Source organism: Luteimonas notoginsengisoli (assembly GCF_042648885.1).
Taxonomy (GTDB): Bacteria; Pseudomonadota; Gammaproteobacteria; order Xanthomonadales; family Xanthomonadaceae; genus Luteimonas; species Luteimonas notoginsengisoli.
This window is the reverse complement of sequence record NZ_JBHRYF010000002.1, coordinates 244,221-262,679: the sequence shown is the minus strand read 5'-3', so window position 1 is coordinate 262,679 and position 18,459 is coordinate 244,221. Positions and strand designations below refer to the sequence as shown.

The 18,459-nt window shown below is 69.3% G+C and carries 20 protein-coding genes; 12 read left to right on the top strand and 8 right to left on the bottom strand.

What is annotated here, in order from left to right; genetic code table 11:
- Positions 1–16 precede the first annotated feature (16 nt).
- Together ACFOM9_RS06830 and ACFOM9_RS06825 are read left to right on the top strand one after the other, a co-directional pair.
- Complete coding sequence (locus tag ACFOM9_RS06830) at positions 17–940, top strand: helix-turn-helix domain-containing protein (protein ID WP_386708021.1); 924 nt, start codon at positions 17–19, stop codon at positions 938–940.
- A gap of 58 nt (positions 941–998) precedes the next feature.
- Entirely contained in the window at positions 999–1,529 is a 531-nt protein-coding gene (locus ACFOM9_RS06825; RefSeq protein ID WP_386708018.1) for a hypothetical protein, read from the top strand.
- Between the two features lie 88 nt (positions 1,530–1,617).
- Here ACFOM9_RS06825 and ACFOM9_RS06820 read toward each other — a convergent pair whose 3' ends face one another.
- On the bottom strand, positions 1,618–3,036 hold the full coding sequence (locus ACFOM9_RS06820) for an NAD(P)(+) transhydrogenase (Re/Si-specific) subunit beta (protein ID WP_386708015.1): 1,419 nt from the start codon (positions 3,034–3,036) through the stop codon (positions 1,618–1,620).
- Positions 3,033–3,359 carry an NAD(P) transhydrogenase subunit alpha gene (locus ACFOM9_RS06815; protein WP_386708012.1) on the bottom strand — a complete coding sequence of 109 codons (327 nt, stop codon included), beginning with the start codon at positions 3,357–3,359 and terminating at the stop codon, positions 3,033–3,035. Before ACFOM9_RS06815 ends, ACFOM9_RS06820 begins: the two co-directional genes overlap by 4 nt.
- Positions 3,360–3,601: 242 nt before the next feature.
- Between ACFOM9_RS06815 and ACFOM9_RS06810 the strand changes: the two genes are divergently transcribed.
- From ACFOM9_RS06810 to ACFOM9_RS06800, 3 genes are read left to right on the top strand one after another with little or no spacing between them, the layout of a single operon-like run.
- A complete protein-coding gene (locus ACFOM9_RS06810; RefSeq protein ID WP_386708009.1) occupies positions 3,602–4,174 on the top strand; it encodes an RNA polymerase sigma factor in 573 nt (190 codons plus the stop codon).
- Positions 4,171–4,524: a hypothetical protein gene (locus ACFOM9_RS06805; RefSeq protein WP_386708006.1), complete on the top strand. Its 354-nt coding sequence runs from the start codon at positions 4,171–4,173 to the stop codon at positions 4,522–4,524. Before ACFOM9_RS06810 ends, ACFOM9_RS06805 begins: the two co-directional genes overlap by 4 nt.
- A gap of 3 nt (positions 4,525–4,527) precedes the next feature.
- Positions 4,528–4,968, top strand: a complete 441-nt coding sequence (locus tag ACFOM9_RS06800) for a DUF3106 domain-containing protein (RefSeq protein ID WP_386708003.1) — start codon at positions 4,528–4,530, stop codon at positions 4,966–4,968.
- Positions 4,969–5,276: 308 nt separating this feature from the next.
- On the opposite strand, the gene ACFOM9_RS06795 is transcribed toward ACFOM9_RS06800, so the two are convergent.
- Positions 5,277–6,371 carry an NAD(P) transhydrogenase subunit alpha gene (locus tag ACFOM9_RS06795; RefSeq protein ID WP_386708000.1) on the bottom strand — a complete coding sequence of 365 codons (1,095 nt, stop codon included), beginning with the start codon at positions 6,369–6,371 and terminating at the stop codon, positions 5,277–5,279.
- Between the two features lie 107 nt (positions 6,372–6,478).
- Positions 6,479–8,908 (bottom strand): DUF1631 family protein, encoded by a 2,430-nt coding sequence (locus tag ACFOM9_RS06790; RefSeq protein WP_386707997.1) that lies wholly within the window; start codon positions 8,906–8,908, stop codon positions 6,479–6,481.
- Positions 8,909–8,998: 90 nt separating this feature from the next.
- Between ACFOM9_RS06790 and ACFOM9_RS06785 the strand changes: the two genes are divergently transcribed.
- The 3 genes from ACFOM9_RS06785 (at position 8,999) to ACFOM9_RS06775 (ending at position 11,188) form a co-directional block, all read left to right on the top strand.
- Entirely contained in the window at positions 8,999–9,610 is a 612-nt protein-coding gene (locus ACFOM9_RS06785; RefSeq protein WP_386707994.1) for a nitroreductase family protein, read from the top strand.
- The gene (locus ACFOM9_RS06780) at positions 9,607–10,536 is read left to right on the top strand and encodes a 5'-3' exonuclease (RefSeq protein ID WP_386707991.1); all 930 of its coding nucleotides are present in this window, start codon (positions 9,607–9,609) and stop codon (positions 10,534–10,536) included. Before ACFOM9_RS06785 ends, ACFOM9_RS06780 begins: the two co-directional genes overlap by 4 nt.
- A gap of 94 nt (positions 10,537–10,630) precedes the next feature.
- A complete protein-coding gene (locus ACFOM9_RS06775; protein WP_386707987.1) occupies positions 10,631–11,188 on the top strand; it encodes an NUDIX hydrolase in 558 nt (185 codons plus the stop codon).
- Positions 11,189–11,212: 24 nt separating this feature from the next.
- Here the strand turns inward: ACFOM9_RS06775 and pip are convergent, their stop codons facing one another.
- The 3 genes from pip to ACFOM9_RS06760 all read right to left on the bottom strand — a co-directional run bounded on the left by pip (position 11,213) and on the right by ACFOM9_RS06760 (position 13,408).
- Complete coding sequence (gene pip / locus ACFOM9_RS06770; RefSeq protein ID WP_386707984.1) at positions 11,213–12,154, bottom strand: prolyl aminopeptidase; 942 nt, start codon at positions 12,152–12,154, stop codon at positions 11,213–11,215.
- Positions 12,155–12,243: 89 nt separating this feature from the next.
- A complete protein-coding gene (prmC, locus tag ACFOM9_RS06765; RefSeq protein ID WP_386707981.1) occupies positions 12,244–13,080 on the bottom strand; it encodes a peptide chain release factor N(5)-glutamine methyltransferase in 837 nt (278 codons plus the stop codon).
- Entirely contained in the window at positions 13,073–13,408 is a 336-nt protein-coding gene (locus ACFOM9_RS06760) for a hypothetical protein (protein ID WP_386707978.1), read from the bottom strand. Before ACFOM9_RS06760 ends, prmC begins: the two co-directional genes overlap by 8 nt.
- Here ACFOM9_RS06760 and ahpC point away from each other — a divergent pair.
- From ahpC to ACFOM9_RS06740, 4 genes are all read left to right on the top strand, one after another.
- Entirely contained in the window at positions 13,398–13,961 is a 564-nt protein-coding gene (gene ahpC / locus ACFOM9_RS06755; RefSeq protein ID WP_386707975.1) for an alkyl hydroperoxide reductase subunit C, read from the top strand. The two genes, ACFOM9_RS06760 and ahpC, sit on opposite strands and share 11 nt — an antisense overlap.
- A 203-nt stretch (positions 13,962–14,164) precedes the next feature.
- A complete protein-coding gene (gene ahpF, locus ACFOM9_RS06750; protein WP_386707972.1) occupies positions 14,165–15,757 on the top strand; it encodes an alkyl hydroperoxide reductase subunit F in 1,593 nt (530 codons plus the stop codon).
- A 102-nt stretch (positions 15,758–15,859) separates the two neighbouring features.
- Positions 15,860–16,807, top strand: coding sequence for a LysR substrate-binding domain-containing protein (locus tag ACFOM9_RS06745; protein WP_386707969.1), 948 nt, complete (start codon positions 15,860–15,862; stop codon positions 16,805–16,807).
- 152 nt (positions 16,808–16,959) lie between these two features.
- Positions 16,960–17,454 (top strand): hypothetical protein, encoded by a 495-nt coding sequence (locus ACFOM9_RS06740; protein WP_386707966.1) that lies wholly within the window; start codon positions 16,960–16,962, stop codon positions 17,452–17,454.
- Positions 17,455–17,523: 69 nt separating this feature from the next.
- Here ACFOM9_RS06740 and ACFOM9_RS06735 read toward each other — a convergent pair whose 3' ends face one another.
- Positions 17,524–18,429, bottom strand: a complete 906-nt coding sequence (locus ACFOM9_RS06735) for a DMT family transporter (protein WP_386707963.1) — start codon at positions 18,427–18,429, stop codon at positions 17,524–17,526.
- Positions 18,430–18,459 lie beyond the last annotated feature (30 nt).

The window sequence follows — 18,459 nt, the reverse complement described above, 5'->3', positions numbered from 1 at the left end:
CGGATAACGTCGTCGCATGGATATCCGCATCCGACCCGATTACCGCCGACCCTTGGGCATGCCGCCGGGGATCGCCTTCCACGCGCTGCAGTTCGCCGGTTCGCTGCAACTGGAACCGACCGACGGGCGCTGCCTGCACGTCGTCCACGCGCGCGGTCGTGGCACGCGGCTGCAGGTGCCGGCCGGATGGCTGACGCTGTGCATGCCGCTGACGGGCTGCCTCCAGTTCGAGACCGCGGAAACATGCTGGGAACTTCCTGCAGGCCAGCTGCAGGCCTGGCGCGATGCGCCCGTCCGCGTGAGCGACCACCGCTCGGGCGCGTGGCTGGCCCTGGCGGGGCCAATGGCTGCCTGGCATCGCCACTTGCAGTTTTCGGCGCAGGTTCGCCCGGAAATGTTCCCGATGCGCTGCCCGTGCAGCCGCGATCTGCGCCGGCTCCTGGTCATGCTGGCGCGGTCGGTGCGCGCAGGATCCGCCATGCAGCGGGATCCGGCGAGGCTGGTCGAGGCGGTATGCACGGCCGTGCTGGAACAACAGCAGGATCTCGCCAACCGGGTGCCGCTCTGCAGCGGTCGCACCCTGCAGCGACGCCAGCAGACCATGTTGCGCCTGCTGCGCGTGCGCCACCTGATCGAGACCAGTCGTGGCGAACGCCCCGACCTGGTCAGGCTGGCGCGCAGTGCCAGCTACTCCCCCTGGCACCTGATCCGCATCCATCGCGATGTGTTCGGAGAGACTCCGTCCGAATACGCAGCGAGGCTCCGCCTGCTCCAGACCTGGGCGCTGGTCCAGGACACCAGCACGGCCATCTGCGAAATATCGGAGGCGCTCGGTTTCGAGAGCCAGAGCGCATTCTGTCGCTCGTTCAAGAAGTCCTTCGGCTGCACCACGACCCAGGTGCGCAAGACGCAACGCGATGGACGTTCGCTCGCCGCGTAGCGCGGGCATTCTCGACCACGTTGACGCAATCCGTTCCCTCGCCCCAACAGGACACCCGATGCCCAACCATGTGATCGACGCGCGCGCCGACAGGCTCACCCTCGCCGCGCACTGGACGCTCGGCGGCATCGCCGTCGGCACGCTGGACCTGGCCTTTGCATGGGCCTTCTGGCAGCCGCACGGCGTCGGCCTGGCGCGCATCCTGCAGTCGATCTCGGCGGGCGTGCTCGGCAACGCGAGCTTCAATGGGGGCTTGGCCACCGTGGCGCTCGGCGCTGGCCTGCATTACTTCATCGCCTGCATGTTCGTCGTGGCGTACTTCCTGGCGAGCCTGCGCGTGGCGGCGCTGCGCAGGCGCCCCGTCGCCTGTGGGCTGGCCTACGGGGTGCTGTTGTACCTGGTCATGAACTTCGTCGTTTTGCCGCTTTCCGCGACCGGCCTGCCGGACTTCGGCAACGTGCCGTGGGTCGCGAGCAGCGTCGTGATGCACGCCGTGTTCGGGCTGATGTGCGGACTATGCGTACGCTGGAGCGCGATCCGTGCCGAAGCCATGCCCACGCGAGCGGACGCTCCTCCCACGCCGGTGTGAGCGTTCGTGGAGCTGCCTTGCCACCTCCTTGCCGCAGTGATCGCCCATCGAGCAGACGATCGGGGCGCCAGCCCATCCCAGGGCTGCGTCAATGCCCGCCGTCGAGCGCCTTGACCTCGCTGACCAGTGCGCTCGCCATCTCCGCGCCGTCGCCGTAGAGCATGCGGGTGTTGTCGGCATAGAACAGCGCGTTCTCGATCCCGGCGAAGCCGGTGCCCTTGCCACGCTTGATGACGATGGTGTTCTTCGAATCCACCACGTCGAGGATCGGCATGCCGTAGATCGGCGATGCCGGGTCGGTCTTGGCCACGGGGTTGACCACGTCGTTGGCGCCGATCACCAGTGAGACGTCGGTGTTGGCGAATTCGGGATTGATGTCGTCCATGTCGACGATCAGGTCGTAGGGGACGCCGGCCTCGGCAAGCAGCACGTTCATGTGTCCGGGCATGCGTCCGGCGACGGGGTGGATCGCGAACTTCACCTTGACCCCGCGCTCCATCAGCTTCTTCGCCAGCTCCCAGATCTTGTGCTGGGCCTGCGCCACGGCCATGCCGTAGCCGGGCACGATCACCACGCGCTCGGCGAACGCCATCATCGCGGCGGCGTCCCCGGCCTCGATCGGCTTCTGCGCGCCGCTGATCTCCTGCGCCTGGCCGCCTCCGCCGAAATTGGAGAACAGCACGCTCTTGATCGAACGGTTCATCGCCTTGGCCATCAAGCGTGTCAGCAGCATGCCGGCCGCGCCGACCATCATGCCGGCGATGATCAGCGCCTCGTTTCCGAGCACGTAACCCTCGAACGCCACCGCCAGGCCCGTCAGCGCGTTGTACAGCGAGATCACCACCGGCATGTCGGCGCCGCCGATGGGCAGCGTCATCAGCACGCCGAGCACGAGGGCGGCGATGAAGAACGCGATGATGAGCGTTTGTCCAAGGCCGGGCACGCCGAGCGAATGCACCACCATGCCGCCCAGCACGACGGCGGCCACCGCGACCGCGGCATTGAACATCTGCTGGCCCGGGAATGTATAACGCTTGTCCATGCGCCCGTCGAGCTTGGCCCAGGCGATGATCGACCCCGACAGCGAGACCGCGCCGATCAGCGCGCCCACCACGCCCAGCACCAGCGTGCTCTTCGAAGGCGCCGCGCCGACACCGGCGAACCGCAGCAGTTCCACCGCGCCGATGGCGGCGGCCGAGCCGCCACCCATGCCGTTGAACAGCGCCACCATCTGCGGCATGTCGGTGATGGCCACCTTCTTGCCCCACACCCAGGTCAGCGCGATGCCGATCACCGCCGCGGCCACGATCAGGCCGAGGTTGTGCAGCCCCGGCAGGAACAGTGTCGCCACGGTGGCGATCACCATGCCCACCCCCGCCCAGCGGATGCCGCTGCGCGCGGTGAGCGGCGAGGCCATCCGCTGCAGGCCGAGCAGAAACAGGGTCGCGGCGACCAGGTAGCTGGCCTTCACCGCCAGCAGCAACAGTTCCGGCAGCGTCCAGCTCACGGCTTGGCCTCCGACTGCGTGGGGGCCTTCTTGCTGGACTTGAACATGTCCAGCATGCGCTCGGTGACGACGTAGCCGCCGGCGGCGTTACCGGCGCCCAGCACGACCGCGAGGAAACCGATCACCTTCTCCAGCGGCGTGTCGGCGTGCCCAAGCACCACCATGGCGCCGATCAGCACGATCCCGTGGATGAAGTTGCTGCCCGACATCAGCGGGGTATGCAGGATCACCGGTACCCGCGAAATGATCACGTTACCGGCGATCGCCGCCAGCATGAAGATATAAAGAATCACGAAGGCATGCGCCCCGAAGCCGTCGCCCATCGCCGCTCTCCCCATCCCGGTTTCCCGCATCATAACCGTCCCCGCCGCATCCGCTGGGGCGGCGGTGTCAACGCAGCCGGCGCCGGTGCGTTTCCAGGTCAATTCCCGTTCCATGCGGCGCCGATGACATGCCACAGGCTACGCTCCACGAGTGCTCCGTCCAGGGCCCGACCCGTCGCGCCGCGCGACGGCTCGCTGTCCGGACAGCCCCCGTTGCCCGCGCCGCCGTTAAGCTCGACCCGGTGAGCACCGAAGCCGACGCCATTGCCGATCCCGTCGCAGCCACCGGCGATGCGACGCGGGCGCACGCCACGCTCGACGGTTTCCTGGGCGGCGTCGGGCCGCGCGCTTTCCGCTTCGCCGAGGCCGGCCTGCGTCACCGCGAGGACGCGATGGACGCGGTACAGGAGGCGATGATGAAGATGCTCGCCTATCGCGACCGACCTGCGGACGAATGGACGCCACTGTTCTGGAGCATCCTGCGCAGTCGAATCATCGACGTGCAGCGGCGGCGCACGTTCCGCCTGGGCTGGCTGGGAAACGCCGGCCCCGGCGGCGAGGATGCCAGCCTGGACTGGGCCGACGAGGGCGCCGGTCCCGCGCGCACCCACGACGGACGCGAGGCCTACGGCCGGCTGGTGGCGGCATTGCGCGAGCTGCCGCGACGCCAGCGCGAGGCGTTCACGCTGCGCGTGCTGGAGGAGTTCGACGTCGCCGACACGGCGCGGATCATGAAGTGCAGCGAGGGTTCCGTGAAGACCCACCTGTCGCGTGCCCGCGCGTCTCTGCAACGGCAACTGGAGGATTTCGCATGAGCAACGACAACCGCGACGCAAGCTTCGACGCGGCGATGCGGCAACTGCACGAGTCGGCCGTCGACCGAGTCTCCGGACGCACGCGGCTGCAGCTCCAGCAAGCGCCGCGCACGACGCCGGCGACGTCGCGGGCATGGCCGCAACGCCACGCCTGGCCGCTGGCGGCTTCGTTCGCCGCCGTGCTGGCATTGATGATCGGCATGCAGCTGGGCAACGGGCCCGCGCCCGCGCCCGCAGCGTCGGCGACCGTTGCCGATGCCGATGCGGAGATCGACGCCGTGCTCGACGAAAACCCCGACCTCTATGTGTGGCTGGCGTCCAACGACGCATACGCCCTGGCAATGGACTGACCCATGCACACCCTGCCGACCCTTGTCCTTGCCATGGCCGCGTTGATGTCCTGCGCGGCGATGGCGGCCTCTCCGTCTCCTGCCGACGCAAAAGACACCGCCACGCCGATGCCCGCCTGGGAACAGCTCACGCAGGCGCAGCGCGACGCACTCATCGCACCCCTGCGCGCGCGCTGGAACGACAGCCCCGAACGACGCGCGCGCATGTACGAGTACGCGCAGCGCTGGCAAAACATGACGCCGGAACAGCGCAAGCGTGCCCACCGCGGCATGAAGCGCTGGAAGCATATGGATCCCGGACAGCGGGCGCAGGCGCGCGCGCTGTTCCAGAAGATGCGAGGCATGTCGAAGGAGGATCGCAGCGAACTGCGCGAGCAGTGGCACGCGATGACGCCGGAACAGCGCCGCCAGTGGGTCGAACGGAATCCGCCGGTCGAACGCTAGGGCCGCAGGCCTGGCCCCTGGAGCGGCTTCAGCCGCGAGGCTTCGATCATGCTCCGCAATGGCATTGCCTGGACGGAGATGACATTCGAACGCGACGCATCGGCTCTCGCGGGAGACTGAGCCGCGAGCTTGGGATCGTTTGCGCAAGCAGCAGACGTTCGGCGACTGGCGGCTGCAGCCACTTCTGCAAGCCAATTTCATTCGTCGTACCCGCGAATGCGGGGAGACAGCGACCTTGGCTTGGCTGCGGGCAAAAGCTCGCGGCTGAAACCGCTCCTGCAAGCGACGAGGGCGGCGATCGCCCAGGATCAGGCCGGCGGGCTTGGCCAGACGGTCTTTGCCAGCAGCTCGTCGTTCCAGTCGAAAGCGAGCACGCCGTCCCGGAGCAGGAGCGAGACGAAGTTGAAGACGTTGCGCGCATACATCTCGCTGGCGTGCAGCGCGCCGCCGCTGGCCAGGTTCAACGGGCCCGCGATGACCACGCCGCCGTGCTCGACGGTTTGCCCCGGCTGCGTCAGCTCGCAGTTGCCGCCGGCCTCGGCGGCCAGGTCGACGATCACGCTGCCGGGCTTCATCCCGGTAACCATCGCCGCGGAAATGATCTTCGGCGCAGGGCGGCCTGGCACCGCTGCGGTGCAGACGATGACGTCGATGCCCTTGAGGTGCTCGCCCAGTCGGCGCTGCTGCTCGGCGCGCTCCTCGTCGGTGAGCTGGCGCGCGTAGCCGCCTTCGCCCGCGGCGCTGACGCCGAGGTCGAGGAATTTGCCGCCCAGCGATTCGATCTGTTCGCGTGTTTCCGGACGCACGTCGAAGCACTCCACCTGCGCCCCCAGCCGCCTGGCAGTGGCCACCGCCTGCAGCCCGGCCACGCCGGCGCCGACGATCAGCACCTTCGACGGCCGGATCGTGCCCGCGGCGGTGGTCAGCATCGGGAAGAACCGGGGCGCCAGCTGCGCGCCGATCAGCACTGCCTTGTAGCCGGCCATGCCGGCCTGCGAGCTGAGGATGTCCATTGCCTGCGCGCGGGTGGTGCGTGGCAGCCGTTCGAGCGGGAAGGCGACGATCGCGTTCGCGCGCAGCGCCTCGGCGCGCGCCGGGTCGGCGTCGGGCTGCAGGCTGCCGACCAGGACCGCGCCCCGCTTCAGGCGCGCGATCGCCGCCGGGCCGGGCGGCTGCACGCACAGCGCGACATCGGCCTGCGCCAGCGCCGCTTCGGTGTCGTCGACCAGCTGCGCGCCAGCGTCGGCGTAGGCGGCGTCCGGGAAGTGCGCGCCATCGCCCGATCCGCGTTCGACCCGCACGGTGGCACCGGCGGCGACGAACTTCCTGCAGGTTTCCGGGGTGACGGCGACGCGCCGCTCGCCGGGCGCGGTCTCGCGTGCGATACCGATCGTCACTGTCATGCCTGGCTCCGAGGTCCGGTCGTTCGCCATCGTAGCGAATCGCCCGCGGCGGTGCGATTGCACCGCGGGGCCCGGGCATCGGTGCTGCCTGCCCGGCTCGCGCCGGCTCAGTTGACCGTGGCGGCCGCCGGCACCTCGTTGAGCCGCTGCCAGAGCTGCTTCATCGCCTCGTCGAACGGCGCGTCCACCGAGCGCACGATCGCTTGCCCGTTGCCGACCAGCAGCGCGAGCTCTTCCGGCGACACCACCATCTTGCGCGCGCCGCGGCGGTTGACGATCAACAGCCGCGAAGTCAGCGGACTGATCCATGCCACGCGCGCGGCGGTCTCGCGACCTTCATCGTCGACCAGGCGCAGCCCCTGCCCGGCACGCAGCCGGCGCATGCGCGCGGCGATGGCAGGATCGAACTCCAGCGCGTCGTGGCCGCCCACGACGCGCAGGATCGGCGGCTTCTGCTCGTCATCGAACGCGTCGGCGCCGCCTTCGTCGGCGCGCGGCACGTGCACCTTGCGCACCGTGTCGGGCAAGCCGAGCGCGGCGATGATGCGCGCCATCGAATCGCGCGCGCTGCCGGCATCGAGCCCGCAGCTCGAATAGCAGTCCACCAGCGGCGCCTGCAGTGCGAGCAGCTGGTCGGCCACCACCGCGCCGCGGGCGTGCGCGGCGTCGTTGTCGACCTGCACCATCGCGTCGCCCAGGGCGATGGCCGCGTGGTGGCGCGCCGAATCGGCGCCATCGCGCAGCCAGGTCTGGGTGAGGTAATGACGCCATTGGCCATCGAGGAAATTCGCGATCGCCTCGGTCAGCGGGCGATCGGCGACGCGCGAAGCCACCAGGCCTTCGGCGGCGCGACGCGCGTGCTGCAGGCGCTCGCGCCCGTGAATCGCCTCCGCGGTGCGCTTCTCGGCGAGTTCGGAACGCTTGCGCTGCTGGTCGAGCTGGTCGCGCAGCTCGGTGGCGGCCAGTTCGAAGATCGCCTGGTCGTCGTCGTACTCGGCGACCACGCGGTCGACCGCCTGCTCGGCGCGATCGAGCGTCTCGCGATCCTGCGGCGTGTCGCCGGCATTGCCGTCGCAGGCCTCGGTGAGCACGTCGAGCAAGCGCCGCGCCGGATGGCTGCGGCGATTGAACATCGAGTCGTCGGTCAGCGCGACCTTCAGGTACGGCACCACCAGCTTGCCGTACATGGCGCGGGCGCGCTGCATCAACTCGTTGGCCTCGACCAGCGACTGGAACAGGATGCCGACCAGGTCGATCGCGTCCTGTTCGTCATTGCTCAGCGCGGTGTCCTCGGGATCGAAGCCGAGCTGGCGGATACCGTCCAGGATTTCCTCGCGCAGCGCGCCGGCCAGCGCGTAGCCGCTTTCACCGGAAAGCGCGCGGACGAACGGCGCGGGGTCGTCGCCCTGCAGCATGCGCGCGACGTTGAGCAGGTCCTCGGTGCCCAGCACATGGTTGGCGGCGTCGGCGGCTGCGTGTTCCGCCGCCTGTCGCGCGGCCAGTTCACTCGCTTCGGCCTGGCGCGTGCGCCAGGTGCGCAATTGTTCGCGGACCACGTCGCGGTAGCGCGGCACGCGCCCGGCGAAGTCCGCCGCCTGCGGCGCTGCCCCGCCGGCGGCGGCCACCTGCGAGGCGATGGACGCACCGAACTGCTGCGCCGGCATCGGCCCCGCGAATCCGGGCATGCCCGCAGGCATCGCCTGGCCCTGCATCGGCATTGGCCCAGCGAAGCCCGGCCCCGCCTGGCCGCCTCCAGCGGGTTGCGCGTAGCCCTGCATGTGTTCGACCACGCCACCGTCGGGCACCCACAGCCCGTCACCGGCGCCCGCATCCGCGCGACCTGAAGCGGATGGCGCCGGCGCCGGCGCCATCCTGCCGCCGTAACGCTGGGGTTTCGCGGCGCCCATGCCGCCGAAGCCGGCCGCTTCGAGCGCTGCGTTGGCACGCTCGTAGATCGTGCCCAGCGCGTGCGGCAGGCGTTTTTCGTGCAGCCGGAACACCATCGTCCGCAGGCCCGGCGTCAGGTCGTCGTGCTCGAACAGGCCGGTGAAGGCCGCGACCGCCGCCTCCGGGCGCATCGGGTTGGCGCGCTTGCCGTGCGCGCCGAGCGCGTTGGCCAGCGATTGCAGGCGTTCGTCCATCATTTCAAGCGGGTGCAGGAACTGATGGTCGAGCAATTCCGTGGTCTGCTGGCCGGCGAGGTGGATTTCCAGCTCGTCCTCGGACATCAGGCTCAGGGACTTTTCCACCGTCTCGGTGGGCTTGGGATCCAGCCATCGGCCGAACTCGCGTTCGATCGCGTCGCGATAGCGCGTCGCCAGTTCGAGCGCGCGCTGGTGCAGCGCGGTGATCGCGACGCGGTCGTCCTGGTTTGCGCTGTAATCGTGGCCGGCCAGCGCCGCCAGCCTGACCTGCTCCTCGATGCTGCCCCAGAAGCCCGAGAGGACGCCGGCCATCTCCGTGAGCGCGTGGCGCTTGATGGTTTCGTAGACGCGCACCGCTTCGCTACCTGCGCGGTGCTGCGTCGGACGGGCCATCAGATCGGGGGCGTCGTGTTGCGTCATTTCGGGGGAGAATGCGCCAAGGCGGAATGCCCTAGCTGAATACGATCCATTAAGTGGAGCTTCATGTCTGTGACCCAGCCCGCAAATAGCCAAAACCCCTATTTTTCCACGCTCGAAACGCTTGATGCGCGGCGCTCGGTGCCGGCCCGGCAACTGGGCTTGCCGGGCCCGGACGATGCCACCGTACTGCGCCTGCTGCAATCGGCTTCGCGCGTGCCCGACCACGGCAAGCGGGTGCCGTTCCGTTTCCTGCGAATTGCCGGCGATGCGCGACTGGCGCTGGGTGAGGCGCTGGCTGCGATTACCCTGCACCGCGACCCGCTTGCGGGCGATGGGGCGATCGAGAAGGACCGCCAGCGCTTCAACCATGCGCCGCTGGTCATCGCGGTGATCGCGGTCCTCGACCCCGGCGACACCAAGATTCCTGAACAGGAACGGCTGCTGACCGCCGGTTGCGCCTGTTTCGCCCTGTTGCAGGCGGCCCAGGCGCTCGGCTTCGGAGCCAACTGGCTGACCGGCTGGCCTGCGTACGATCCGGACGTGCGCGTGCTGCTGGAACTGGGCGAACACGAGCGCGTGGTCGGCTTCATCCACATCGGGACGCCTGCGATGGCGGTGCCCGAGCGCGAACGCCCCGACCCGCGCACCCTGCTGACGGACTGGAGCCCGGCTTGAGCGTGCCGGCACCCGCGGCGCCGCGCCCGGCCCTCTACCTGGTCGACGCGAGCCTGTACGTCTTTCGCGCCTGGCATTCGATGCCCGACGAGTTCACGGACGCCGACGGGTGGCCGACCAATGCCGTGCACGGCTTCGCCCGCTTCCTGCTCGAACTGCTCGAGCGCGAACGCCCGCAGCACATCGTGGTCGCGTTCGACGAGGCGCTCGACAGCTGCTTTCGCAATGCGATCTATCCGGCCTACAAGGCCAACCGCGACCCGGCGCCGCCGGCGCTCAAGCGCCAGTTCGCGTACTGCCGGGCGCTGTGCGACGCGTTGGGCCTGGTCTCGCTGTCGCATTCGGACTACGAGGCCGACGACCTGATCGGCAGCGCCCTGCGCGAGGCGCGCGCGCACGGCCACCGCGGCGTGATCGTGTCGGCCGACAAGGACTTGTCGCAGCTGCTCGACGAGCACGACGAGCAGTGGGATTTCGCCCGCAACCAGCGCTGGGGCATGGCCGGGGTGAAGGCCCGCCACGGCGTGGAAGCCCGACAGATCGCCGACTACCTCGCCCTGAGCGGCGACGCGGTGGACAACATTCCGGGCGTGCCCGGCATCGGGGCCAAGACCGCCGCCGTGCTGCTGGCCCACTTCGGCAGCCTTGATGCGCTGCTGGACCGGATCGACGAAGTCGCGTTCCTGCGCTTCCGCGGCGCCGCACAGGCCGGGGCGAAACTGCGCTTGCACCGCGAGCAGGCGCTGCTGTGCCGGCAGCTGTCAACGATCGCGCTCGACGCGCCGCTGTCCGGCGCCGCGCCCCCGTTCCTGCGCGGCAGTGCCGACGCGGCGGTGCTGCTCGCGCTGTGCGAGGCGATGCGCTTCGGGCCGATGACGCGGCGGCGCCTGCAGACCGCCGCGGGCATCGGGTTTCCCGCCTCGTAGCGCGCCATCGGAGGCGCATCGGTCGTTTCCGATGGCCATTGCAGGTGCGCCGCATCGTCTGCAATCCGCCATCGCGGCGCGGTAGGATCGAGGCATGAACGAATCCGGCAACGAGTCGCCCCAGATCCTCTACCAGGGCGAATGGCTGCGCATGGTCAAGCGCGGCCAGTGGGAGTCCTGCGAACGCACGCACGGCAAGGACGGGCTCGCGGTGCTGGTCATCGCGGTGACGCCGGACGACCACGTGCTGTTCGTCGAGCAATACCGCGTGCCGCTGGGCGCGAAGACGATCGAGATGCCGGCCGGACTGGTCGGCGACGGCGAAGCCGGCGACACGCTCGAAAGCGCCGCGCGGCGCGAGCTGATCGAGGAAACGGGCTGGGAACCGGGCCGCATCGACGTGCTGCTGGTCGGCCCCACCACCGCCGGGATGAGCAATGAACGCATCGCCTTCGCGCGCGCCCGCGACCTGCGGAAGGTCGGCGATGGCGGCGGCGTCGACGACGAAAACATCACCGTGCACACCATCCCGCGCGCGCAGGCCCCGGCCTGGCTGATGCAGAAGTATGCCGAGGGCTACGAGCTGGACCTGAAGCTGTGGGCCGGGCTGTGGATGATCGAGCACAACCCGGATGGTTCACCGGCGGACTGAGGCCTGCCGTGGTCCGATTGGGCCTCAGGCGAAACCGTCCGTGGCCCGCACCAGCGCGTCGACGTTCTCGGGCTCGAACGCCGAATGCCCCGACGCCGCCGAGATGGCCAGCTCCGCCTTCGGCCAGGCCTTGTGCAGGTCCCAGGCGTTCTGGATCGGACAGACCACGTCGTAGCGGCCGTGGACGATGATGCCGGGGATGTCGGCGATCTTCGGCGCATCGCGCAGCAACTGGTCGTCGACCTCGAAGAAGCCGCCGTTGACGAAGTAGTGGTTCTCGATCCGCGCGAATGCCAGCGCGAAGCGTGCGTCCGCGTGGCTGTCGGCGAAGTCCGGGTCGATGTGCAGGAAACTCGTGGCGCCTTCCCACACGCTCCAGGCCCGGGCAGCGGCCAGGCGCACGGCCTCGTCTTCACTGGTCAGCCGGCGATGGAAGGCGGAAATCAGGTCGTGGCGTTCGACCTCCGGAATCGCCTTGATGTAGTGCTCCCAGGCATCGGGGAACAGGCGCGACGCACCCTCCTGGTAGAACCATTCCAGCTCCCAGCGCCGCAGCATGAAGATCCCGCGCAGCACCAGTTCGGTCACGTGCGACGGGTGCCTTTGCGCGTACGCGAGCGCCAGCGTGGAGCCCCAGGAGCCGCCAAACACCTGCCATTTGTCGATGCCGAGCCTGGTGCGCAGCTTCTCGATGTCCTCGACCAGGTCCCAGGTGGTGTTGTCGGTGAGGTCGGCGTGCAGCGTCGAGCGTCCGGCGCCGCGCTGGTCGAACAGCACGATGCGGTACTTCGCTGGGTCGTGGAAGCGTCGCATCTTGGCGCTGCAACCGCCGCCCGGGCCGCCGTGCAGCAGCACCACCGGCTTGCCGTCGGGATTGCCGCACTGCTCGAAGTAGAGCGTATGGCGGCTATCGACCTCGAGCCTGCCGGAGTCGAAGGGCTCGATCTCGGGATAGAGCGTGCGCATGCGTGGATTCCTGACAAAGCGTCCGGCGAGTTTATCAGTCGGTCCCGGGCTGCCCTGGCGGACGCGAGGCGATCGTGCCCGCGGGCGCGTCAGCGGTGTCCGAGGGTCACGCGATCGCGCTGTTCCAGATCGCACCGGGTGTCGACATCGACGAAGCCCACAGCCTCGAACAGCGCGCGCACCGCGGCGCCCTGCTGCCAGCCGTGTTCGACCAGCAGCCAGCCCTGGTCGCGCAGGTGCGCAGGAGCGGCGGCAACGATGGCGCGGATCGCGTCCAGCCCGTCGGCGCCGGATGCCAGGGCGGCGCGCGGCTCGAAGCGCAGGTCACCGCGCGCCAGGTGTGGATCGTCCTCGCTGATATAGGGCGGATTGCTGGCAACCAGGTCGAAACGTTCCCCGGCCAGCGGCGCGAACCAGTCGCCGTAGCGGAATTCGATATTGCCCACGCTCAGCGCCCGGGCGTTGCGGGCTGCGACCTCGAGCGCTGCGGCGCTGGCATCGCTGGCGACCAGCGTGGCATGCGGGCGTTCGCTTGCGATCGCGAGCGCAATCGCGCCGCTGCCGGTGCCGAGGTCGGCGACCCGCGCCGGCCGCTGCGGCGCGATGCGCGCCAGTGCGAGATCGACCAGCAATTCGGTTTCCGGTCGTGGAATGAGGGTGTCGGGGCCGACCGCCAGGTCGAAGCCCCAGAAGCCGCGCGTGCCCATCAGGTAGGCCACCGGTTCACCGGCGGCGCGACGTGCGACCAGATCCGCGAACCGGGCCGCGTCGGGCGCCGGCACCACCGCATCGCCGTGCGCGTACAGCCAGCCGCGGCTGCAACCCAGTACGTGCGCCAGCAGCAGCGCGGCCTCGCCGGCCTCGACGCTGGATCGCGCGACGCGCAGGCAGGCGTCTGCCGACATGTCGGCGTCGGTCTCAGCCACGACGCGTCTCGCGAGTTCCGGCCGCGCCGGCCGGCGCGGCCTCATGGAGCGCCAGGCGCTGCATCGCGGTCTGGAACATGGCGTCCTCGCTGGGTGGACGAACAAAGGAGGGGCATTGTGCCGCCAACCGTTCAACAACACCTTGCAATGCAGATAAGCCTGCTTGGCGCACTGCCATCGTCAGGAGCTCGAGATCCCCATAGTCGCAACCTATCGATAGAATCGATATAATCAATTTCACATATCGATAGGCCTCGCCTAATCTAGTCCCCGACGTCGGCAGCCGCCGGCCTTCCTGCAACCAACCGAGGAACCCCATGTCCGTCATCAATACCGAAATCAAGCCGTTCCGCGCCACCGCCTACCAGAACGGCGAGTTCATTGAAGTCACCGACGCCGACCTCAAGGGCAAGTGGTCCGTGGTGGTGTTCTACCCCGCCGACTTCACCTTCGTCTGCCCGACCGAGCTTGAAGACCTGGCCCTCAACCAGGAAGAGTTCGACAAGCTCGGCGTGCAGGTCTTCAGCGTGTCCACCGACACCCATTTCTCGCACAAGGCGTGGCATGACACTTCCGACGCGATCGGCAAGATCAAGTACGCGATGATCGGCGATCCGACCGGCACCATCACCAACAATTTCGAAGTGATGCGCCCGGGCGTCGGCCTGGCCGACCGCGGCACCTTCATCATCGATCCGCAGGGCGTGATCCAGGCCGTCGAGATCACCGCCGAGGGCATTGGCCGCGACGCGCTGGAACTGCTGCGCAAGGTCAAGGCCGCGCAGTACGTCGCCGCGCATCCGGGCGAGGTGTGCCCCGCCAAGTGGAAGGAAGGCGAGAAGACCCTGAAGCCGTCGCTGGACCTGGTCGGCAAGATCTAGGACCACGTCGCCAGCGTGGGAGCCGCCATGGCGATCGCTGCCATGGCCGCTTTCACCGGCGATTCCAACCCATCCCCGCGCAAGCGGGGATGGACCGGAGACCGTGCATGCGGCGCGGTTTGCGGTCCATCCCCACGCCGGCGGCGACCTGCCCCGCGCAGGACGCCCGCTACGCGTCTGCCCCGTACCGGAGAATCGAAGCCATGCTGGACGACGATCTGAAGACCCAACTCGCCGCCTACCTCGAGCGCCTGCAGCGGCCGGTCGTGCTGGTCGCCTCGCTGGACGACGGCGACAAGTCACGCGAGCTGCTGCAGTTGCTCGAGGACATCCGCGCGCTGTCGGACAAGGTGTCGATCGAAGTGCGCCGCGACGACGACCAGCGCAAGCCCTCGTTCGCGATCACCACGCCCGGCGAGGACATCGACGTGCGCTTCGCCGGCATCCCGCTGGGCCACGAGTTCACCTCGCTGGTGCTGGCCCTGCTGCAGGTCGGCGGACATCCGTCCAAGGCCGCGCCGGAGCTGCTCGACCAGGTGCGCGCGCTGCAGGGCGAATACCGCTTCGAGACCTATTTCTCGCTGTCGTGCCAGAACTGTCCGGACGTGGTCCAGGCGCTGAACCTGGCCGCCGTGCTGAACCCCGGCATCCACCATGTCGCGATCGACGGCGCGCTGTTCCAGGCCGAGGTGGAGGCGCGCGAGATCCTGTCGGTGCCGTCGGTCTACCTCAACGGCGAACTGTTCGACCAGGGCCGGATGAGCCTGGAGCAGATCGTGGCGAAGCTCGACACCGGCGCCGCGGCGCGCAAAGCCAGTGCGATCGCCGCGAAGGCGCCATTCGACGTCCTCGTCGTGGGCGGCGGCCCCGCCGGCGCCGCGGCCGCGGTGTACGCCGCGCGCAAGGGCATCCGCACCGGCGTGGTCGCCGAGCGTTTCGGTGGCCAGGTGCTGGACACGATGGCGATCGAGAATTTCGTCTCGGTGCAGGAAACCGAGGGCCCGAAACTGGCCGCGCAGATGGAACAGCACGTGCGCCAGTACGAAGTGGACATCATGAACCTGCAGCGCGCGCAGGCGCTGGAACAGGACGCCGACGGCATCACCACGGTCAAGCTGGAAAGTGGCGCCTCGCTGCGCGCGCGTACGGTGGTGCTGTCCACCGGCGCCCGCTGGCGGCAGATGGGTGTGCCCGGAGAGGACCAGTACCGCAACAAGGGCGTGGCCTACTGCCCGCATTGCGACGGCCCGCTGTTCAAGGGCAAGCGCGTGGCGGTGATCGGCGGTGGCAACTCGGGCGTGGAGGCGGCGATCGACCTGGCCGGCCTGACCGCGCACGTCACCCTGATCGAGTTCGACGACAGGCTGCGTGCCGACGAGGTGCTGCAGCGCAAGCTGCGCAGCCTGGGCAACGTCCGCGTCATCACCTCCGGCCAGACCCTCGAGGTGCATGGAGACGGGAGCCGGGTCAATGCGCTTTCGTATCGTGACCGCGTCGGAGGCGATGTGCACCGCGTCGAGCTCGAGGGCGTGTTCGTGCAGATCGGCCTGCTGCCCAACACCGAGTGGCTGAAGGGCACGCTGCAGCTGTCGCAGCGCGGCGAGATCGAAGTCGACGCCGCCGGCCGCACGTCGCTGCCAGGCGTGTTCGCCGCCGGCGACGCCACCACCACGCCGTACAAGCAGATCGTGACCGCGATGGGAGACGGCGCGAAGGCTGCGCTGAGCGCGTTCGACCACCTGATCCGCACCAGCAGTCCGGCCGTGGAAACGAACGCCGAGGTCAAGGCGGCCTGATGTCGTGTCTCCACGCTCCCCTCTCCCGCCACGGAGGGAAGCATGGGCGGCCCCGCGGCGATCGAAACGTCCGCGGGGCGCGGCGTGATGGGAGGCAGCACCATGAACCTGCGTGACCTCAAGTACTTCGTCGCCCTCGCCGAGCACCTGCACTTCGGTCGCGCTGCCGCGGCGTGCTTCGTCAGCCAGCCCACGCTCTCCACCCAGGTTCGCAAGCTGGAAGAAGAGCTGGGCGTGCCGCTGGTCGAACGCGCGCCGCGCAAGGTGATGCTGACCCCCGCGGGGCGCGATGTCGCCGCGCGCGCGCGCAGCATCGTCGCCGACGTCGAACAGATGCGCCAGGCCGCGCGTCGCAGCGAGGATCCCGAAGCGGGCACGGTCACGCTCGGCATCTTCCCCACGCTGGGCCCCTACCTGCTGCCGCACGTGGTGCCCGGCATCCGCGCGCGTTTCCCGCAGCTGGAGCTGCTGCTGGTGGAGGAAAAAAGCGACGTGCTGCTCGCGCGCCTGCACGATGGCCGGCTGGATGCGGCGCTGCTCGCGCTGCCGGTCGCCGACGACCAACTGCACGTCGAGTTCCTGTTCGAGGAGCCTTTCGTCCTCGCGGTGCCGGAATCGCACGCGCTGGCGCGGCAGGACTCGCTGTCCCTGCGCGACCTGGCCGATGAGCGCCTGCTGCTGCTCGCCGACGGCCACTGCCTGCGCGACCAGGCCCTGGATGTGTGCCACATGGCCGGCGCCAGCGAGAAAGGCGAGTTTCAGGCCACCAGCCTGGAAACGCTGCGGCAGATGGTGGCGGCCGATGTGGGCGTGACGCTGCTGCCGACGCTCGCCGTCAAGCCGCCGGTCGCCCGTTCGTACAACATCCACCTGGTCCGGTTCCGCGACCACGCGCCCAGCCGGCGCATCGCCATGGTCTGGCGCAGGAGCTCGGCGATGGCGGGTTTCCTTGAACAGCTGGCCGAGGTATTCCGGCAACTGCCGCCAGACCTGCTCGTGCCCGATGCCGGGACGTCGCAGACGCATGCGCCGGGCGGACCCGGCGCGTGAGCCCGCGACTGGCCGCGGCGCTGCTGGTGCTTTGCGTCCTCGGCTGGTGGTACTCGCCGGTGTCGCCGCGCGTGCCAAGCCCCCCGTCGCCGGCCGCCGGCGCGGTGCCGCGATGTCCGCCCCCGCCTCGCGTGGCGCGCGGAGCGGAACCGTTGCAAAGCGAGCTTCCGCCCGACCTGCCCGCGTTCGAACTCGAGGTCGCGACGCTGCAACCGCTGGCGGGCTTCAGCCTCGATGCGCGGGTGCTCGGTCGCGCGGACTACGTCATGGACGCGGAGTCGTCGCTGTCGCCGACGGATCTCGCGCTGGGCTGGCAGGCGATGGCCGACCCCGCCGTGCTATCGCGGATGCGGATCGCGCAATCGGCGCGCTGGTACTCGTATCGTTGGGAAGGCGAAGCGCCCTTGCCGCCGGAGCAGATCCATCGCAGCTCGGCCAACATGCACATGATCCCCTTCGATGGCCGCGTCGCGCACACGCTGCGCAAGGTGCGCGAGGGAGACCGGGTCCGCATCGACGGCTGGCTGGTGGAAGCCACGACGCCGCAGGGGCGCCACTGGCGCAGTTCGCTCACCCGCTCCGACGCCGGCAATGGCGCGTGCGAGCTGATCTACGTCTGCGCGATCGAGATCGAGGGAACGTACTGAGGCCTTGCCCGGTCGGAGGACTGGAGGCACGGGCCGCGCTTCAGCGTCGCCGCCGGTCAGGCCGCCGGTTCAGGCGCGCGCGCGTCCTTTCAGGCCGGCCAGGAAGATGCCGGCCAGGCTCAGCGCCAGGCCGATCCATTCGCGCGGCTCGGTTGCGCGACCGAACAGCCAGACGTCCAGCACGAAGGCCACGACCGGCTGCAGCAACAGCAGCAGCCCGACCAGCGCCACGCGCAGGTGCGACATCGCGCGGGAGATCAGCACCCAGCTCAGGCAGTGGCCGAAGCCGGCCAGCGCCAGCAGCACCACCAGCGATTTCAGCGACGGAATCGCGAACTCCGCGCCCTCCGCCGCTGCCGCGCCGCCAAGAAACGTCGCGCTGACCAGGGCCGCGATCCCCAGGACCTGCGCGACCGGTGCCGGACGCGCGCGCTCGCCTTGGGCTTCGCGCTGCGAGCGACGCAGTGCCAGGTTGTAGGCGGCGTAGCACACGCCGGTACCGAGCCCCAGCCAGACGCCCCAGCGATACTGCGGCGGCAGCTGCGCCCAGTTCGAACCCAGCATCAGCCACAACCCCGCAAACGCCAGCAGCAGACCGAACAGGAAACGCGGGGTCAGGCGTTCGTGGAAGAACAGCGCACCCGCCAACGCCATGAAGAACACCTGCGCGTTGCCCAGCAGCGTCGCCAGCCCCGGGCCGACCAGCAGGATGCTGCGGTGCCAGAGCCAAAGATCGGCGGCGAAGAACGCGCCCGTGGCGGCGATCGATCCCCACGCCCGCCGTGTCAGGACCTGCCAGCCACCCGAGGCCACCACCCACGCCAGCAGCATCGCGCCGGCAAACGCCATGCGCCAGAACGCGGACACCGTCGGCGGTGTACCGGCCAGTTCGACCAGGATCCCGTTGGTGCCGATGATCGCGGCACCGGCCAGCATCCAGGCCAGGGCCCGGGGTTCGTTGCGCGAATGCGTCATCGATGCGGGTGCATGGGGCGCCGAAGCGGC

Excerpts from the sequence above, each read along its gene's own strand:
- ACFOM9_RS06775 (WP_386707987.1), top strand. The coding sequence starts at position 10,631 with ATGAACGAATCCGGCAACGAGTCGCCCCAGATCCTCTACCAGGGCGAA.
- ACFOM9_RS06825 (WP_386708018.1), top strand. The coding sequence starts at position 999 with ATGCCCAACCATGTGATCGACGCGCGCGCCGACAGGCTCACCCTCGCC.
- ACFOM9_RS06805 (WP_386708006.1), top strand. The coding sequence starts at position 4,171 with ATGAGCAACGACAACCGCGACGCAAGCTTCGACGCGGCGATGCGGCAA.
- pip (WP_386707984.1), bottom strand. The coding sequence starts at position 12,154 with ATGCGCACGCTCTATCCCGAGATCGAGCCCTTCGACTCCGGCAGGCTC.
- ACFOM9_RS06790 (WP_386707997.1), bottom strand. The coding sequence starts at position 8,908 with ATGGCCCGTCCGACGCAGCACCGCGCAGGTAGCGAAGCGGTGCGCGTC.
- ACFOM9_RS06735 (WP_386707963.1), bottom strand. The coding sequence starts at position 18,429 with ATGACGCATTCGCGCAACGAACCCCGGGCCCTGGCCTGGATGCTGGCC.
- ACFOM9_RS06830 (WP_386708021.1), top strand. The coding sequence starts at position 17 with ATGGATATCCGCATCCGACCCGATTACCGCCGACCCTTGGGCATGCCG.
- ACFOM9_RS06795 (WP_386708000.1), bottom strand. The coding sequence starts at position 6,371 with ATGACAGTGACGATCGGTATCGCACGCGAGACCGCGCCCGGCGAGCGG.
- ACFOM9_RS06800 (WP_386708003.1), top strand. The coding sequence starts at position 4,528 with ATGCACACCCTGCCGACCCTTGTCCTTGCCATGGCCGCGTTGATGTCC.
- ACFOM9_RS06745 (WP_386707969.1), top strand. The coding sequence starts at position 15,860 with ATGAACCTGCGTGACCTCAAGTACTTCGTCGCCCTCGCCGAGCACCTG.
- ahpC (WP_386707975.1), top strand. The coding sequence starts at position 13,398 with ATGTCCGTCATCAATACCGAAATCAAGCCGTTCCGCGCCACCGCCTAC.
- ACFOM9_RS06760 (WP_386707978.1), bottom strand. The coding sequence starts at position 13,408 with ATGACGGACATGGGGTTCCTCGGTTGGTTGCAGGAAGGCCGGCGGCTG.
- ACFOM9_RS06785 (WP_386707994.1), top strand. The coding sequence starts at position 8,999 with ATGTCTGTGACCCAGCCCGCAAATAGCCAAAACCCCTATTTTTCCACG.
- ahpF (WP_386707972.1), top strand. The coding sequence starts at position 14,165 with ATGCTGGACGACGATCTGAAGACCCAACTCGCCGCCTACCTCGAGCGC.
- ACFOM9_RS06815 (WP_386708012.1), bottom strand. The coding sequence starts at position 3,359 with ATGGGCGACGGCTTCGGGGCGCATGCCTTCGTGATTCTTTATATCTTC.